Source organism: Streptomyces sp. RK62 (assembly GCF_018070255.1).
Lineage (GTDB): Bacteria > Actinomycetota > Actinomycetes > Streptomycetales > Streptomycetaceae > Streptomyces > Streptomyces nigra.
In genome coordinates, this window is the sequence record NZ_JAGPYD010000009.1 from 50,607 (window position 1) to 67,319 (window position 16,713).

Annotated in this window: 14 protein-coding genes; 7 read left to right on the plus strand and 7 right to left on the minus strand. The window is 72.7% G+C overall.

Going from position 1 to position 16,713, the window contains the following annotated elements:
- Positions 1-2: 2 nt before the first annotated feature.
- From KBY32_RS18435 to KBY32_RS18450, 4 genes are all read right to left on the minus strand, one after another.
- Positions 3-2,327, minus strand: coding sequence for a nitrate- and nitrite sensing domain-containing protein (locus KBY32_RS18435; RefSeq protein WP_210980814.1), 2,325 nt, complete (start codon positions 2,325-2,327; stop codon positions 3-5).
- 183 nt (positions 2,328-2,510) lie between these two features.
- The gene (locus tag KBY32_RS18440) at positions 2,511-3,506 is read right to left on the minus strand and encodes a substrate-binding domain-containing protein (RefSeq protein ID WP_210980815.1); all 996 of its coding nucleotides are present in this window, start codon (positions 3,504-3,506) and stop codon (positions 2,511-2,513) included.
- 236 nt (positions 3,507-3,742) lie between these two features.
- Positions 3,743-4,153: a DUF6114 domain-containing protein gene (locus tag KBY32_RS18445; protein WP_055624069.1), complete on the minus strand. Its 411-nt coding sequence runs from the start codon at positions 4,151-4,153 to the stop codon at positions 3,743-3,745.
- A complete protein-coding gene (locus KBY32_RS18450; protein WP_210980816.1) occupies positions 4,153-4,812 on the minus strand; it encodes a DUF6230 family protein in 660 nt (219 codons plus the stop codon). The genes KBY32_RS18445 and KBY32_RS18450 overlap by 1 nt, the downstream gene beginning before the upstream one ends.
- Before the next feature lie 601 nt (positions 4,813-5,413).
- On the opposite strand from KBY32_RS18450, the gene KBY32_RS18455 reads away from it, so the two are divergent.
- A complete protein-coding gene (locus KBY32_RS18455) occupies positions 5,414-6,067 on the plus strand; it encodes a Tat pathway signal sequence domain protein (protein WP_210980817.1) in 654 nt (217 codons plus the stop codon).
- An 18-nt stretch (positions 6,068-6,085) separates the two neighbouring features.
- Here KBY32_RS18455 and KBY32_RS18460 read toward each other — a convergent pair whose 3' ends face one another.
- Positions 6,086-7,030 (minus strand): lytic polysaccharide monooxygenase, encoded by a 945-nt coding sequence (locus KBY32_RS18460; RefSeq protein WP_210980818.1) that lies wholly within the window; start codon positions 7,028-7,030, stop codon positions 6,086-6,088.
- Between the two features lie 440 nt (positions 7,031-7,470).
- On the opposite strand from KBY32_RS18460, the gene KBY32_RS18465 reads away from it, so the two are divergent.
- Positions 7,471-9,270 (plus strand): S8 family serine peptidase, encoded by a 1,800-nt coding sequence (locus KBY32_RS18465; protein ID WP_210980819.1) that lies wholly within the window; start codon positions 7,471-7,473, stop codon positions 9,268-9,270.
- Between the two features lie 139 nt (positions 9,271-9,409).
- Here KBY32_RS18465 and KBY32_RS18470 read toward each other — a convergent pair whose 3' ends face one another.
- Entirely contained in the window at positions 9,410-10,090 is a 681-nt protein-coding gene (locus KBY32_RS18470) for a ScbR family autoregulator-binding transcription factor (protein ID WP_210980820.1), read from the minus strand.
- A 191-nt stretch (positions 10,091-10,281) separates the two neighbouring features.
- Here KBY32_RS18470 and KBY32_RS18475 point away from each other — a divergent pair, with 191 nt between their 5' ends.
- The 4 genes from KBY32_RS18475 (at position 10,282) to cyc2 (ending at position 15,434) form a co-directional block, all read left to right on the plus strand.
- Entirely contained in the window at positions 10,282-11,223 is a 942-nt protein-coding gene (locus tag KBY32_RS18475; RefSeq protein ID WP_210980821.1) for a ScbA/BarX family gamma-butyrolactone biosynthesis protein, read from the plus strand.
- 74 nt (positions 11,224-11,297) lie between these two features.
- Entirely contained in the window at positions 11,298-11,945 is a 648-nt protein-coding gene (locus KBY32_RS18480) for a ScbR family autoregulator-binding transcription factor (protein ID WP_210980822.1), read from the plus strand.
- 22 nt (positions 11,946-11,967) lie between these two features.
- Positions 11,968-13,155: a damage-control phosphatase ARMT1 family protein gene (locus KBY32_RS18485; protein WP_210980823.1), complete on the plus strand. Its 1,188-nt coding sequence runs from the start codon at positions 11,968-11,970 to the stop codon at positions 13,153-13,155.
- Positions 13,156-13,271: 116 nt separating this feature from the next.
- Positions 13,272-15,434 carry a germacradienol/geosmin synthase Cyc2 gene (cyc2, locus tag KBY32_RS18490; protein WP_210980824.1) on the plus strand — a complete coding sequence of 721 codons (2,163 nt, stop codon included), beginning with the start codon at positions 13,272-13,274 and terminating at the stop codon, positions 15,432-15,434.
- Positions 15,435-15,481: 47 nt separating this feature from the next.
- Here the strand turns inward: cyc2 and KBY32_RS18495 are convergent, their stop codons facing one another.
- Positions 15,482-15,934: a nucleoside deaminase gene (locus tag KBY32_RS18495; RefSeq protein ID WP_210981013.1), complete on the minus strand. Its 453-nt coding sequence runs from the start codon at positions 15,932-15,934 to the stop codon at positions 15,482-15,484.
- A gap of 122 nt (positions 15,935-16,056) precedes the next feature.
- Between KBY32_RS18495 and KBY32_RS18500 the strand changes: the two genes are divergently transcribed.
- Positions 16,057-16,632, plus strand: coding sequence for a PDZ domain-containing protein (locus KBY32_RS18500; RefSeq protein WP_210980825.1), 576 nt, complete (start codon positions 16,057-16,059; stop codon positions 16,630-16,632).
- Positions 16,633-16,713: the final 81 nt, after the last annotated feature.

Below are 16,713 nucleotides of genomic sequence, written 5' to 3' on the forward strand. Positions count from 1 at the left end.
CTTCATGAGCGGTCGGACGGAGTGGCGGGCGTGGGGGACGGGCAGGCGCCGGACGGTGCGCGGTCGCGGTCCGGCGGATCGGTGGGGCGTTCGTCGGCGGGCTCGGCGCCGTCCTCGGTGCGGGCCCGGAGCGTGCCGCGCTGGAAGCCGCCGAGGGAGGAGGCGGCCCGCTCGGCCGTGAAGTCGTCGGCGGGGGAGTCCTCTTCGGCGGACGGGGCCTCGGGGCGTGGCTCACCGGCCGGGGCCGCCCGCCGCACCCGGCGGGGCAGAGGCGTCAACTCCTCCTCAGGTGCCGGGACTCGGGCCGCGGGGACCTCGGGGGCGGGCGCGTCCTCGTGCGGGGCTGGTGCCTCCTCGCCGGGGTCCTCGTCGAGTTCCTTGTCGAGATCCGCGTCCCGCACATCCCGTACGACGACCTCGTGCGGGACGAGCACGATCGCCGTGGTGCCGCCGTACGGCGACGGGCGCAGGGTGACCGTGATTCCGTGCCGCCGGGCCAGCCGGGCGATCACGAACATGCCGAGCCGCAGATCGTCGGCGAGCGCCACCACGTCGAACTTCGGCGCCTCGGCCAACTGGGCGTTGAACGCGGCGTAGTCCTCCTCGGACAGGCCAAGACCGCGGTCCTCGACCTCCACGGCCAGCCCCTTCACCACCATGGTGGCGCGCACCGCGACCGGGGCGGGCGCCGGCGAGTACAGCGTGGCGTTCTCGATCAGCTCGGCCAGCAGATGGATGAGGTCCGCGACCGCGGGCGGCGCGATGTGCACCTCTTCCTCGTCGGTGTGCACCTCCACCCGCCGGTACTCGGCGACCTCGCCGACGGCACTGCGCAGGATGTCGATCAGGGCGACCGGCTCGCTCCAGCTGCGGCCGGGCCGCGCTCCGCTGATGACCACCAGGTTCTCCTGGTACCGGCGCAGCTGGCTGGCCGTGGAGTCCAGGGCGTACAGCCCCTTGAGCACCTCGGGGTCCTCGTGCGTGCGCTCCAGCGCGTCGAGTTCGGTCAGCTGGAGGTTGACCAGGTTCTGGCTCTGCCGGGCGATGCCCAGGATGACCTTCTGGAACCCGCGCCGGGTGTCGGCGAGTTCGACGGCGGTGTGCACGGCGGTGCGCTGCGCGGTGTTGAACGCCTGGGCCACCTGACCGAGTTCGTCGCGGCCGTAGTCGAGCGGCGGCGTCGCCCGCTCCACGTCGACCTTCTCGCCGCGCTCCAGCCGGGCCACGACGTCGGGCAGCCGGTCCTCGGCGAGGGCGAGGGTGGCCTCCCGCAGTCCGCGCAGCCGCCGCGACAGCGAGCGGGTGATCCGCCAGGACACCCCGAGGCAGAGCAGCACCGCCACCAGGCCGCCCGCGCTCAGCAGCGCGGCGGTGACCAGCAGGCCGCGCGCCTCGTCGGCGCTGCGGTCGAGGAGGGCCGACGTCTGCCCGCGGATCAGCCCCGTGTACGCGTCGGACACCTGGAGCAGCGCGGTCCGCCACTCCTCCCGCACGTCCGGGATCGGGACCTTGCCGTCCCCGGTGGGGCGGGCCGCGAGCACCCGGTCCTCGATGGACTCCAGGGCGCGCCACTGCGGGCTGCGCAGGATCCGCTCGGTGCGCTCCTTCGCGGCGCCGGTCAGCGACGGGAGGATCTGGTCGGTGACGAGCCAGCGGCGGGTGCCGACCAGCTTCCCGAACTCGGTCCACGTCTTCGCGTCCATCCGCCCCGAGGGACCGGCCAGGGTCAGCAGCGTGTCCTCCTGGGACATCAGCTCCGCCGCGTGCTCCAGCGAGACCAGCGGACCGGCCTGCGAGGTCAGATCGCCGTCGTCGACCTGGGACAGCTCCCGGAAGACATGGATCTGGTCGTCGATGACCGACGTGTACTGGCCCAGCGCCTGCGCGGGCGTGATGTCGCTGGGGCGGTCCACCTGGGCCCGGTAGTACTCCAGGCTGCCCGCCGACGCGACGACCGAGTACAGCCGTTCCTTGATCCGGTCGGGTGCCCGCTTGATGTCGTCGGACCGGTCGAGGAGTTCGGCGACGGCCTCGTCCGTACGGACGCGCTGGCCCTCCAGCGCCTCCCGGTCGCCCTGTGCGCGCGAGGCCAGCCACACCGCCGAGTAGCTGCGCTCCCGCTGCAGGGCGAGGGTGGCCTCGGTGCCCATGGCGCCGGTCGACTCGCTCAGCTCGGTCTGCGCCCGCAGCCGCATCCCCTCGGAGAACATCCGGACCGTCGTCACGCTCCACACGGCGGCGAGCGTCACACCGGGCACCAGGGCCAGCAGGATCAGGGAGAGGCGGATGGAGCCGAGGCGGCGCCGGGGACCTGTCCGTGGAGACATCGTCGTCCTTGGGCGTTCAGCGGAGGGCGGAGGTGGGCAGCGCGGGGGAGGGGGTCGTACGGGGGACCGGCGCCGGGGGTGACGGCGCGGCCGGTACGGCGCGGGGGGTGCGCAGGATGCTATCCGCACAAGTGACCGTCCGGGTCACGCGTGCCGAAACTTCGGCACCACCGCGCCAACTGTTCAGCGGGTACCGGCGCCGGCGAACCGGGCGACGGCGGCCACGTTCTTCCTGGTGACGAAGGTCGGACCGGTGAGCACCGGTTTCTCCCCGCCGCCGAGGGTGTTGCCGTTGGTCCGGTACAGCCACAGCGCGTCGACGGCCAGATAGCCCTGCAGATAGGGCTGTTGGTCCACGGCGAACCGCACGTCCCCGGACCGCACCGCCTCGACCAGGTCCTCGTTGAGGTCGAAGGTCGCGACATGCGCCGTGCGGCCCGAGTCCCGCACCGAGCGGACCGCGGCCAGCGCGAACTGGGCGCCGTTGGTGACGACCTCGTCGATGGTCGGGTCCTGGCCGAGCCGGGCCGCGACGGCCGCGGTGACGGCGTCCGGATCGGTGCCGTCCACGTAGAGGTTCTCGCTGTCGCCGCCGAACGCCTTCTTCAGGCCGGCGCAGCGGGCCTCCAGGGAGACGTTGCCGCGCTCGTGGATGACGCACAGCGCGTGCCGTGCCTTCAGTTCGTCCAGCCGGTCGCCGACGGCGCGGCCCGCGACGCTCTCGTCCTGGCCGAAGAACCCGAGCAGCCCGGCCGAACGCCACGAGTCGATACCGGAGTTGAGGCCGACGACCGGGATGCCGGCCGACCGCGCCTCGGCGACGGCCCGCGCCATCGCGCCCGGTTTCGCCAGGGTCACCGCGATACCGTCGACCCCCTGGCGGACCATGTCCCGCATCAGGGCGGCCTGCCCGGCGGGATCGGCGTCACTGGCGTACGTCAGGGCCACGCCGTCCTTCGCGGCGGCCGCCTCGGCGCCCTTGCGCACCAGGTCCCAGAAGGCGTCGCCCTCACCGCCGTGGGTGATCAGGGCGATCCTCGGCCCGGAGGAGCCATCGGCCGCGTCCGTGCCCTTTCCGTCGTCCGTCCCGGTGCCGGAGCACCCGGCCAGTACCAGACAGACGGCGGCCGTCCATATCGCGACCCGAGCGGAGGCGGACGACGGGCGTGGGGTGTACATGAGGGTGCGGCACCTCGCTGTGCGGCCGAGCAGGAGGAACGGACGGGAGCACGGCCGACGTCGCACGGCTGGGGTCCGCCGGCCTGCTGAACTCCCGCTGGGGCGGAGCCAATCGCGTGCGGCCACCGGTAGTCAAGTGCGTCACCACTGGGGGTGAGCCGTCGCGGCCACATCGTGATGAATCGCCCGCCGCGGACCTGCCCGGGTCCGCGACCGCCCGGGCGGGTCCGCGCCGCTCAGCGCGCCTGTACGGCGGTGCGCCGGCGCTCCCGCCGGCTCCGCCGCGGCTCCTGGTCCGGCAGCCATCCGAACACCAGACAGCTTCCGACCACCCCGAGGAGCAGACCGACCAGGAAGCCGCCGAGGTTGGAGGTGAGCCAGGTCCCCAGCGACACCAGGACACCGGTGATCGAGTAGAAGAGCCGCTGGGTGGGGTTGAACAGGGTGAGCAGGCCCAGCAGCACCATCAGCCCGGGCAGCAGATACCCGGCCAGCCCCTGCATGCCGATGTGCAGGACGACCTTCAGCGAGGCCTTCATCGTCAGCAGGATCCAGGCCCCGCCGAGGGCCAGCAGCAGCCCGCCCCAGAAGGGCCGGCCGTACCGCCACCGGCGGAAGGCGGCCCGCGCGCCCGCTCGCCCGTCCATCAGCACCCCGAGCCGCTGAACCGCAGCTTCAGCCCGGGCAGCTTGAACACCCCGGCGGTGGTGGCGTAGTTGGTCTGCCGCAGGTTCGCGATCCGCACGGTGTCGGCCTGCTGGCTGAAGACGCCGATGGGCCCCTTGGCCCCGCCCTTGGTCAGGGTGCTCGCGTCGTTGCCGATCTCGATGTTGTCGAACGCCGCGTCGCCGGACAGCTCGGTGGAGTCGGTCGTCAGATCGCTGGCGGTGACCTTGTCGGCGCCGCTGCCCGCGGTGATCAGCAGGTTGGTGCCGCCGAGGTCGACGCTCTGGCACAGCTTGGTCAGGGTGGCGTTCTTGATGGCGGAGGTGACGACGAGGACCTGGCCGCCGGTGTCGCCCTCGTTGGGGCTGCCCGGCGCCATCTCGTCGAGGCCGCCGAACTGCGCGAAGCCGGTGCCGTTCAGCTCCGTCGCGGTGACCGTGAACGGCATGCCGGAGATGGCGAACTGCACACCCAGCGCGCCCTCGGCGGTGAGCACCGCGAGGCCCGCGGCGACCAGGGTGGCCGGCACCGCCATCACGGCGGCCCGGCGGGCCCGGACGCGCCCGCGGCGGGCGGAACCGCTTTCCGGCGGCTCGGGGGTGTCACCGGCGGACGCGGTGACGTCGGAGGACGAGGCCATGACTGCTCCCAGGTGCGAAGGACACGGTTAGGGCATCAGCGGCACGTTGTCCTGGCGCGGACAGCGCCCGCGGCGCACGTCTCCTCGTCATCTCCCGGCGGATGCAAGGGCTTTCACGTACTCCGCGGTAGCCAAAGCCGGAAGTTACCGGTGGTTACACCTGAGGGTCAAGGTAGTTGTGGAAAAACGGTGTCGATGGTGTGCCGCCAGTGCCCGGAGGTCCCGCCAAGGGTGGGTCGGCGCAACAACTCCCGTACGTGAGCTTGACGTTGACGACCCCTCAGGTCTACAACTCTCGCAGGTTCCCCCTGGATCCGTGGCGCCGGATCCCCGCCGCGTGGCCCCTGCCCGCGCTCCCGGACCGCATCTCCTTCACATGCCGCACACGCGCGCGGTCTTCCCCGCGCACCGGCACGGCCGCACCCCCCTCGGCCGTGCCGGGCCGCCGCCGGTCCCTGACGTACGGAGAAGGCGCCAGGCACCGGTGGCGGCGCACACCGCACGGTCCGCGTCACCCCCCACAGCCCCCCACAGGGCTCCCCGACTCCCTGGGCGACCTGAACCGCCCAGGGCTCCCCTACGAAAGTCGAGGTACACCCGCATGCGCACCCGTACCCTCACGACCCTGGCCGGCGCCGTCGCCGCACTCACCCTCCCGCTGGCCGTCCCCGCCTCCGCGGCCGACGGCGTGGTGCTCACCGTCGGTTCCCCCGGCGGTGCCGCGGTCGCCGCCGGTGACGTCCTCACCGCCCCGCTGGCCGCCGGCAGCACCGCGACCTTCTACTCCAGCGCCACCGGCACCAGCGGTCTGACCTGTACGTCGTCCCAGTTCACCGCCGCCGTGACCGACAACCCGGCCGCGCCCGGCACCGCCAAGGAGTCCGTCACCGCGCACACCTTCGACGCCGCCAGCTGCACCACCAACGTGGTCGGCGTCCTCGGCGTCACCAGCATCACGGTCAACAACCTGCCGTACGACTCCACCGTCTCCTCGGACGGCACGGTCACGGTCACCCCGCCCGCCGGCTCCACCGTGCGTACCACCGTCGTGCTGCGCACGCTGCTGGGCAGCGTCAACTGCGTCTACCAGGCGCCGGGGCTCACGGGCACGGCGAGCAACGACGACCACACCATCGCCTTCGAGCGGCAGCAGTTCAGCAAGGTGTCCGGCTCGTCCCTGTGCTTCGCCAACGGCTACTTCAGCGCCAAGTACGCCCCGGTGACCGGTGACGGCGAGGTGGTCTACGTCAACTGACGCAGACCGCGCCGGAGTTCACCTCCGGCGCAGCCGCAGGGCCAGCGCGGCGCCCCCGGTGAGCACCAGCACCGCGGCGGCGCCGCCCGCGAGCAGGGGCGCCGAGGCCCCCGTACCGGATGTGCCGGTGGACGCCACCGGAGCGGCGGCGGGGGTGTCGGCGCCCTGGGCGCGCGGGGCCGCGGAGGGGGTCTTCCCGGCGGCCTCGGAGGCGGAGGGCGTGGGCGACCTGGTGGCCGGCGCCTTCTTCGTGGGCTTCGCACTCGGCTTCGCGCCGCTGCTCGGCGTAACCGCCGCGCCGCCCTGCTCCTCGGCGGGGAACACCACGTCGGAGCACGAGTAATAGGTGTCCGGCGTACTGGTGTTGCGCCACACCGTGTACAGCACATGCCGGCCCGACCGGTCCGAGGGCAGTCGCACCGTCATCCGGTACGCGCCGTTCGTGAGCGCCGGGTCCTTGACCTCCGCGAAGGGCCGGTCCGGCAGATCGGACCACTTCAGGGGCTTCGCCGGGTCGTAGCCGGGCTTCGTGAGATAAAGCTGGAACGTGCCGGTGTGCGGGATCGTCGAGGCGTACCGCATGGTCATGGTGGCGCCGGGGGAGAGCCGGGTCGACGGCCAGTCGGAGCGCGCGAGGTCGAGGCCACGGTAGGCGGGCAGCCCCCCGCTGCACAGCCCGCCGTCCGGCACGACCTGCCGGTCCCGCCCGTTCACATTCGCGATCCGCAGGTTGTCCCAGGCCGTGAAGGGCGCGCCGTTCGCCGCGACCGCCGCCCGGCACGCCGCCGACCGGGACGCGGCACCGCCCTCGGGGGAGCAGGCGTACACCCGGCTGACCGGATCCGTCGGCGCCCCGTGCGCCGCGGCGGGCCCGGCCGCCCACAGCGTGAGCAGCGACGGCACGGCGACGGCGGCCGCCAGGGCGGCGACACGATGCGAACTCTTCCAGGGCATCCGGGACATCCGGAACGACTCCTCGGCCGACGGGAACGGTCCTCCTGCAGTACGGGATCGGGGACCGGCGCGTTCAGCGCGCGACGACCCGGGGCAAAGCCCGCCATTACCGGTCCGGTACCGGACATCGAGGGTGGGTTTCCGGCCGGGTCGAGGGTTTCCCCTGTATTCCGATGACCTTCTCTTTGCCTATCGTTCCACCACAGCTGACCCACAGGTAACCCCGAACGGGTCCCAGCTCGCGCCAGGCCGGCCGCCACGCTCAGCACGTCGCACCGCCCCCACCGCACGTCGCACCGCCCCCACCGCACGTCGCACCACCCCCACCCGCGCCTTGGTCGCGTCCCCCATCCACGCCTTCCTGCGTACCCCCCGCCGCTTCGACGACGAAGCGATTCGACCGCCGCTCCGCGCTGCCCGGAGTACGGCCGGCCACGAAAGGCACTCCCTTGCGCACCTCCGCATCCCTCAGACGCAAGCTGATATCCGTCGCCGCGGTCTCCGCGACCCTCCTCGCGGGCGCCACCACGGTCGCCTTCGCCCAGGAACCCGCTCCCCCCGCCTCCACCGCCGTCCCCACGGCCCGGACCGAGGCCGCCCCCGGCACCCCGGCCGAGCGCCTGATCGTCGGCTACGAGTCCGGTGCCGCCGAGGCGAAGAGCGACAAGGCCGCCAAGGCCGACGCCGCCGCCAAGGGGAAGAAGGCCGGCGAGGACCTCGGCTTCGCGCGCCGCCTCGGTTCCGGCGCCGCCCTCGTCGACCTCGGCGACGACGTCACCACCAAGGACGTCGGCGATGTCGTCGCCGCCTACCAGGCCGACCCGCAGGTCGCCTACGTCGTACCGGACCGGCTGAACAAGCCGCAGGCCACGCCGAACGACACCGAGTACGCCAAGCAGTGGGACCTCTTCGAGACCACCGCCGGCATGCGGGTGCCGGGCGCCTGGGACGTCGCCACCGGCACCGGTGTGACCGTCGCCGTCATCGACACCGGCTACGTCAGCCACTCCGACCTCGCCGCGAACATCGTCGCCGGCTACGACTTCATCTCCGACGCCACCGTCGCCAACGACGGCAACGGCCGCGACAGCAACCCGGCCGACCCGGGCGACTGGACCGCCGCGAACGAGTGCCAGTCGGGCGACCCGGCGTACGGCTCCTCCTGGCACGGCACGCACGTCGCCGGCACGATCGCCGCCGTCACCAACAACAGCAAGGGCGTCGCGGGCATCGCCTACGGCGCGAAGGTCTCCCCGCTGCGCGTCCTCGGCAAGTGCGGCGGTTACGACTCCGACATCATCGACGCGATCACCTGGGCGTCCGGCGGCACCGTCTCCGGTGTCCCGGCCAACGCCAACGTCGCCAAGGTCATCAACATGAGCCTGGGCGGCGGCGGTTCCTGCACCACCGCGACCCAGAGCGCGATCAACGCCGCCGTGAGCCGGGGCACCACGGTCGTCGTCGCCGCGGGCAACAGCAACGCCAACGCCGCGAACTACTCGCCGGCCTCGTGCGCCAACGTCATCAGCGTCGCCGCCGCCGACCGGCAGGGCAACCGCTCCTACTACTCCAACTACGGCACCGTCGTCGACATCGCGGCGCCCGGCGGAGAGACCAACTCGGTGACCGCGGACGGCATCCTGTCCACGCTGAACTCCGGTGCCCAGGGCCCGTCCGGCGAGAACTACGCCTACTACCAGGGCACCAGCATGGCCGCCCCGCACATCGCGGGCCTCGCCGCCCTGATGAAGTCGGCGAACGCGTCCCTGACCCCGGCGCAGATCGAGTCCGCGATCAAGACCAACGCCCGGACGCTGCCCGGCACCTGCTCCGGCGGCTGCGGCGCGGGCCTCGCGGACGCGACGAAGACGGTGCAGGCGGTGAGCGGCGGCTCCACGGGGGGCACCACCTTCACCAGCACCTCCGCGCTGTCCATCCCGGACGCCGGTTCCGCGGTCGAGTCCCCGATCACCGTGTCCGGCCGTGGCGGCAACGCCCCCGCGGCCCTGAAGGTCGACGTGGACATCACCCACACCTACCGCGGTGACCTGGTCGTCGACCTGGTCGCCCCGGACGGTTCGGCGTACCGGCTGAAGTCCTCGAGCGGCTCCGACTCCGCGGACGACGTCCGGGCCACCTACACGGTGAACGCCTCCACCGAGGCCGCCGACGGCACCTGGAAGCTGCGGGTCCGTGACACGGCCGCGCAGGACACGGGCCGGATCAACAGCTGGAGCCTGACCTTCTGAGCCGACGTCCCCCCAGGGACGCCATGAGCGGGCGGGCCGGTCGATGCGGATGGGGCATCGGCCGGCCCGCCGTCCTTCTTCACCGCCGGCCCTCTTGCTCGGAAACCGTCACTCCGGTCCGAAGCGATCACGGTCCGTGTCAGGTGTGGCCCACGCCCGCGGCTGTCGCGTCCACCGTGGCCTCTGAGTCGAGGGCGGCGAGCACCCGCAGCCCCCGGTCGGGCTCCCGGTCGATCCCGGTCAGCAGGCCCGGCACCGCGATGCCCGGCAGCAGATGCCCCCACAACTGCGAGATGCGCTCGGCCAGATCCTCCCGGTCGGTCAGCGCCCGGGACATCAGCTGAATGCCGGCGAACGAACCGACCAGCAGCTCCACCGTCTGCCGCGGCCGTACGGTCGGCAGCAACTCGCCCTGCGCCGACGCCTGCTCCATCACCCGGACCAGAAGGTCCGCCCACTGCCGGAACGCCCCGGAGTGATCCACGCCGGACGGCGCACTCTGGTCCACCGCCAGCCGCACACTCCCCTTCAGCAGGGAGTTGCGCAGCAGCCGCTGCCCGAACACGAAGGTCATGTCGACGACTTCCTGCAGCTTGCAGGGGTGCGGCGGCACCGCGCCGAACGAGATCTGCTCGTCCAGCACGGCCTGGGCGAGCGACTCCTTGGAGGGGAAGTGGAAGTACAGGGCGCCCTTGGTCACCGCGGCGCGCTCCAGGACCATCGAGATGGTCGTGGCCGCGTACCCGTGCTCGTCGAAGACGGCCCCGGCCGCCTCCAGGATCACCTGCCGCGTTCTGATGGCGCGCTCCTGCCTCGCCATAACAGCCCCTTCGTCAGCCCGAGTCGGCCGGTGCGCCCCGTGTGCGCCGGAGCGGTGGGGCACGGGCGAGCGACCCGCGGCCGCATTGAAAACAAACCGGTCGCCTCGTACTCTAACGCTCGCGGCACGGGCACCTCGCCGCCTGTTCAGCGCACGTACGGGCACACGTCGGGGGGACCCAAGGAGGGGACATGCCACCTTCGCGGCCACTCGCCACGACCCCGCTCGCCGGACTGCCCACGGCACCCAACGGATTGACGGCCACGGTACCCCGCCAGCTCGTCCATCGCGCCTCGGTAGCCGAAACGTTTCTGACCGGTGCGGTCGCCACCGGGACCGACCGATTCGACGTCTTCGCCGAGTGGCCGCGCACCCATCAGCTGCTGGTCTCGCCCGACCGGTCCGCCTACCAGCCGCTGCTCGTCGCCGAGACCGTCCGCCAGGCCGGCACCCTGCTCGCCCACACCGCCTACGACGTCCCCCTCGGACACCGTTTCGTCCTGCACGAGTTGGCGATGACCGTCCGGCCCGGCCTCCTCGCCGTGGGCACCTCGCCCGCCGAGCCCCTGCTGCGGCTCGCCGTCACCGACGTCACCCGCCGCGGCGGCCGCCCCGCCGGATTCCGCTACGAGGCCGACGTGCTGCTCGGCGCGACGAGCGTCGCCACCGCGCGGGTCGCGGCCAGCTGGACCAGCGAGGCCGTCTACCGGCGGCTGCGCGGCGGCCGTTCGGCGACCGACGTCCTCGCGCTGCCCGCACCTCCCGGTCTGCCGCCCGCCGTGGTGGGCCGGGCCTCGGCAGCCGACGTCGTCCTGGCGCCGGCCGCCGCACCCGGCCGCTGGCGGCTGCGCGTCGATACCGGTCATGCTGTTTTCTTCGATCATCCCCTCGACCACGTCCCCGGGATGCTCCTGCTCGAAGCCGCCTGCCAGGTCCTGGCCGCCGACCCCGCGAGCCATGGCCGTACCCCCGTCTCCTTCGACTGCGCCTTCCACCGGTACGCCGAACTCGACCTGCCCACCTGGATGGAGAGCACCCGGCACGCCGGCCCGGACGGCGCAGGGTTCCGCATCACGGCCCGTCAGAAAGATTCCACGGTATTCGAGTGTGGGGTGGGGACCGAGGAGCGCTGAGATATCGTGTGCAGGGAGTAAGAAACAAACGGCATGTCCCGTTCTTTTCCGCCCCCTTCAGGAGTGTCCCCCCGATGGCGAGGCAGCTACGCGCCGAACAGACCCGCACCACGATCCTCACAGCCGCCGCCGAACTGTTCGACCGTCATGGCTATGAATCCACCAGTCTGAGCGACATCGTCGAACAGGCCCAAGTCACCAAGGGGGCCCTGTACTTCCACTTCGCGGCCAAGGAGGATCTCGCGCATGCCATCATGGAGCTCCAGTCGCGGGCGTCGCGCCAGGTCGCCGCCGAGATGGAGGGACGCGGCTACTCCTCCCTGGAAGCCCTGATACGCACGACGTTCGGCATCACCCGGCTGTCCGTCGAGGGCCCCATCCCACGCGCCGGACTGCGCCTGGCCACCGGGGGAGTGGTGATCCGCCCGCCCCTGCGGCACCCGTTCACCGAGCTGCTGGACATCACCACCCGCCGGCTCATGTCCGCCGCCCAGGAGTCCGACCTGCACCCGGACGTCGACGCCGAGGCCGCCGCCCACGCCCTGGTCTGCTTCTTCGTCGGCACCCGTGTCGTCGGCCGCTCCACGGAGAGCGTCGCCCGCCAGCCGCGCCGCGTGGCCGAGATGTGGCACCTGATGATCCGCGGCCTGGTCCCGGTGCCCCGCCGCGCCCGCTACCTCACCCTGGCGACACAGCTGGAACGGGAGCTCAGAGCCGTATGACCCGGGCGGTACGGTGAGGCGCATGCCCGAACGGTCCGACGCCCCGCTCCCGCCCGTCCTCCTCGCCGACGAGCCGGGCTCCTTCCCGCACGGCGTCCTCGCCGAACGGCATCCCGCGATCATCCGCCAGGTACGGGACGCGTCCCCCTACGGCCCCGAGCAGCGCCGCGCCCTGGACACCCTGCTCGCGAACTGCCTCGACGGCGTCATCGAGCCGCTGCCCGCCGACGCCCACGACCGGGACCGCTGGGCCGCGTGGGGCGCCGCCGACCACACCGGACGCTCCTGGTTCGACGTGCCGTGGCTGTGGTCCGAGAGCTTCTTCTACCGCCGGCTCCTCGACGCCGTCGGCTACTTCGCCCCCGGCCCCTGGCAGGGCATCGACCCCTTCCGCCCCTCCAAGACGGCCGAACTCGACTCCCCGGAGACCGACGAGGAACTGGCCGCCCTCGACGCCCTCACCGGCCGTCCCCCCGCCGAACAGGACCAGGCGCTCCTGCACGGCTCCCTGTGGGGCAACCGCGCCGACCTCAGCTTCCGGCTCGGAGCCACGGGCGGCACGGCCGGCGACGGCACCCCGCCCCTGGTCGCCGACGACAGCGACGTCCTCTGGTCGCTGCTCCCGCCGACCGGTACGGCCATCGTGTGCCTGATCGCCGACAACGCGGGCCGTGAACTCGTCCCCGACCTGCTGCTCCTCGCCCGGCTCCTCACCGAGGGACGCGCGGCCCGGGTCCTGCTGCACGTCAAGCCGCACCCGTACTACGTCTCCGACGCCACGCACGCCGACGTCCTGGACGCCCTGCGCCGGCTGGTCGCCGCACCGGGCGCCGCCGGTGAGCACGGACGCGTCCTGTGGGCGGCGCTCACCGACGGCCGTCTGACCGTGCGGGCCCACCCCTTCTCCTGCGCCCCGCTGCCGTACGCCGACATGCCCGCCGATCTCCGCGAGGAGCTGGCCTCGGCGACCCTGACGATCCTCAAGGGCGACCTCAACTACCGGCGGCTCGTGGGGGACCGGCGCTGGCCGCCGGCCACCCCGTTCACCGAGGTGACCGCCCACTTCCCCGGACCGGTCGCGGCCCTGCGGACCCTGAAGTCCGATGTCGTCACCGGCCTGGACGCGGACACGGAGGCGGCGCTGGTGGCCGCCGAGGGCCAGAAGTGGCGGACCGCCGGGACCCACGCCCTGATCCAGGTGCGGCCCTGACACCGGAGGGCCACAACGCCCGCCCGGAAAGCCCGTCTTCGCCCCTGTTTCACGCGATGGTGTGATCATGTGCGGCCCGGAGGATGCCCGCCGAAGGGCCTGGGTAGGGCCGGGCCATGACGCAGCAGCCCTTCGAACTCCCGCACTTCTACATGCCGTATCCCGCGCGGCTCAACCCGCACGTCGACGAGGCCCGCGCCCACTCCACGGCCTGGGCGCGCGAGATGGGCATGCTGGAGGGCTCCGGGATCTGGGAGCAGTCCGACCTCGACGCGCACGACTACGGCCTGCTCTGCGCCTACACCCACCCCGAGTGCGACGGACCCGCCCTGTCCCTGATCACCGACTGGTACGTGTGGGTCTTCTTCTTCGACGACCACTTCCTGGACATGTACAAGCGCACCCAGGACCGCGCCGCCGGCAAGGCCCACCTCGACCGGCTCGCCCTGTTCATGCCGATGGACCCCGCCACCCCGATGCCCGAGCCGGAGAACCCGGTGGAGGCCGGGCTCGCCGACCTGTGGAAGCGCACCGTCCCGGCCATGTCCGCCGACTGGCGCCGCCGCTTCGCCGTCGCCACCGAGCATCTGCTCAACGAGTCGATGTGGGAGCTGTCCAACATCAACGAGGGACGGATCGCCAACCCCGTCGAGTACATCGAGATGCGCCGCAAGGTGGGCGGCGCCCCCTGGTCCGCCGGTCTGGTGGAGTACGCGCAGGCCGAGGTGCCCGCCGCCGTCTCCGGCTCCCGGCCGATGCGGGTGCTGATGGAGACCTTCTCCGACGCCGTGCACCTGCGCAACGACCTGTTCTCCTACCAGCGCGAGGTCGAGGACGAGGGCGAGCTCTCCAACGGCGTCCTGGTCCTGGAGACCTTCTTCGGCTGCACCACCCAGGAGGCGGCCGACATGGTGAACGACGTCCTCACCTCCCGGCTCCACCAGTTCGAGCACACCGCCCTCACCGAAGTCCCGGCCCTCGCGCTGGAGAAGGGCCTGACCCCGGACGAGATCGCCGCCGTCGCCGCCTACACGCATGGTCTGCAGGACTGGCAGTCCGGCGGCCACGAATGGCATCTGCGCTCCAGCCGGTACATGAACGAGCGCGCCCGTACCGACCGGCCCTGGCACGGGCTCACCGGCCCCGGCACGTCCGCCGCCGACATCGGCGCCCTGCTCGCCTCGGCCGGCAGCGAACGGCTGCGCGCCCACACCCATGTGCCGTACCAGCAGGTCGGACCGTCCCTGATCCCCGACTTCCACATGCCCTTCCAGGTGGAGCTGAGCCCGCATCTGCCGGGCGCCCGGCAGCGGCTCGTGGACTGGTCGCACCGGATGGGCATCCTCCAGGAGGGCGTCTGGGACGAGGACCGGCTCAGGGCCGCCGACCTCGCCCTGTGCTCGGCGGGCCTGGACCCCGACGCCACCGAGGAGGCCCTCGACCTCAGCGCCCACTGGCTGGCCTGGGGCACCTACGGCGACGACTACTACCCCCTCGTCTTCGGCCACCGCCGCGACCTGGCCGCCGCCAAGCTCACCACCGAGCGCCTGTCCGCCTGCATGCCCGTCGACGGCGGCGAGGTCCCCCTCGTCCCGTCCAACGCCATGGAACGCGCGCTGATCGACCTGTGGACCCGCACGACGGCGCCGATGACGCCCGAGCAGCGGCGCACCTTCAAGGACGCGGTCAACTCCATGACCGGGAGCTGGCTGTGGGAGCTGCACAACCAGTTCCTCAACCGCGTCCCGGACCCGGTCGACTACCTGGAGATGCGCCGGTCCACCTTCGGCTCCGACCTCACCATGGCGATGTGCCGTATGGGCCACGGCCCCTCGGTGCCCCCGGAGGTGTACCGCAGCGGCCCGGTCCGCTCCCTGGAGAACGCCGCCATGGACTACGGCTGCCTCATCAACGACGTCTTCTCATACCAGAAGGAGATCCAGTACGAGGGCGAGGTCCACAACCTCATCCTCGTCGTGCAGAACTTCTTCGGCTGCGACTACCCCGCCGCGCTCGGCGTCGTCCACGATCTGATGACCCAGCGGATGCAGCAGTTCGAGCACGTCGTCGCACACGAACTGCCCGTGGTGTACGACGACTTCCAGCTGTCGGAGGAGGCGCGGGACGCGATGGCCACGTACGTGAGCGACCTGCAGAACTGGATGGCGGGCATCCTCAACTGGCACCGCGAGGTCGACCGTTACAAGGCCGACTACCTGGCCCGCCGGGCCCACGGCTTCCTGCCGGACCGGCCGCCCGCGGTGCCCGCCCTCGGCTGACCCGGACGCCCCTGCCCCGTGTCGCCCGGGGCAGGGGCGTCATCGCCTCAGTACTCCTCGCGGTCGGGCGCGGCCCGCCACGCGTCGAACGGCTCGGTGCTGTTCGGCAGGTCCAGCAGCTCGACCGACAGCGGCCACTCCACGTCGTCCCGCCGGGCGAACAGCTCGTGCAGGGCCGCGTCGTCGAACCCGGCCGCGGCGGCGTCATGCCGGTCGGCGCCGTACACGACCCGCTCGACGCGCGCCCACAGGGCCGCCGTCAGGCACATCGGGCAGGGCTCGCACGACACGATCAGCGCACAGCGCTCCAGCGAGACGGTCTCCAACTCCGCGCACGCGGCCCGCAGCGCGCGCACCTCGGCGTGCGCGGTCGGGTCGAGGGCGGCGGTGACACGGTTGGTGCCGGTGGCGACCACCTCGCCGTCCCGGACGACCAGCGCCCCGAACGGACCGCCGCCCTCCGCCACGCTCTCCGTGGCCAGCGCGACGGCCCGCCGCATCCAGACGCGCTCGGTCGTCACTGTCCCTCCTCGGTCTTGGCCCCGGCGGGGGCGGTCAGTCTCACTCGATCGTGGCTCGTCGTGCGCCGGTGCGCAGGGTAGTCACCTGCCGGAGGCGATTGATGGAACAGACAGCGTTGCGACCCAAGCCCATGCCAGGTCAGGGGCCCGCCGACAAGGACCGGGCGGACGGGGGCGCGCGGCGCCCGCACGCCGCACCCCGCCGACGCGGACGGCGCCTGGCGAACCTCGCCGCCGGGGTCCTCGCGGCCCTGGTCCTCGTCCTCGCGGGCGTCGGGCTCGGCACACTGGGCACCACCGTGATCGGCATGCGGGAACTCGCCGCGCTCCAGCGCCAGGCCGCTCCGAGCCCCACCGCGCCGAGCCCCGCCGCCACACGGCCCCCCTCCCCGGCGCCCGTGCCCGCCGACACCGGCGCGACGCTCGGGGTGGAGGCCGTCGACACACGCGGGCCGGGTGCCCTGGTCGTCGCCGTCCATGTCCCCGGCCCCGGCTACACGGCCGGACTGGTCCGCGGGGACGTCGTCCTCGCCCTCGGGAGGACCCGCGTCGACGCCGCCGCCGACCTCGCCCGGGCCGTCTCCCGCACCCGCCCCGGCCGCCCCGTCACCCTGACGGTCCGCCACGCCGACGGCACCCGCCAGTACCTGAGGGCGACCCCGGGCGTCACCACCTGACCACCCGCACGGCGGAGCCCGGGTTCGCGTGACCGGCTCGCGCCCGTGTCGTCCGGCGGGCAGGATGCTGCCCGTAGTCCT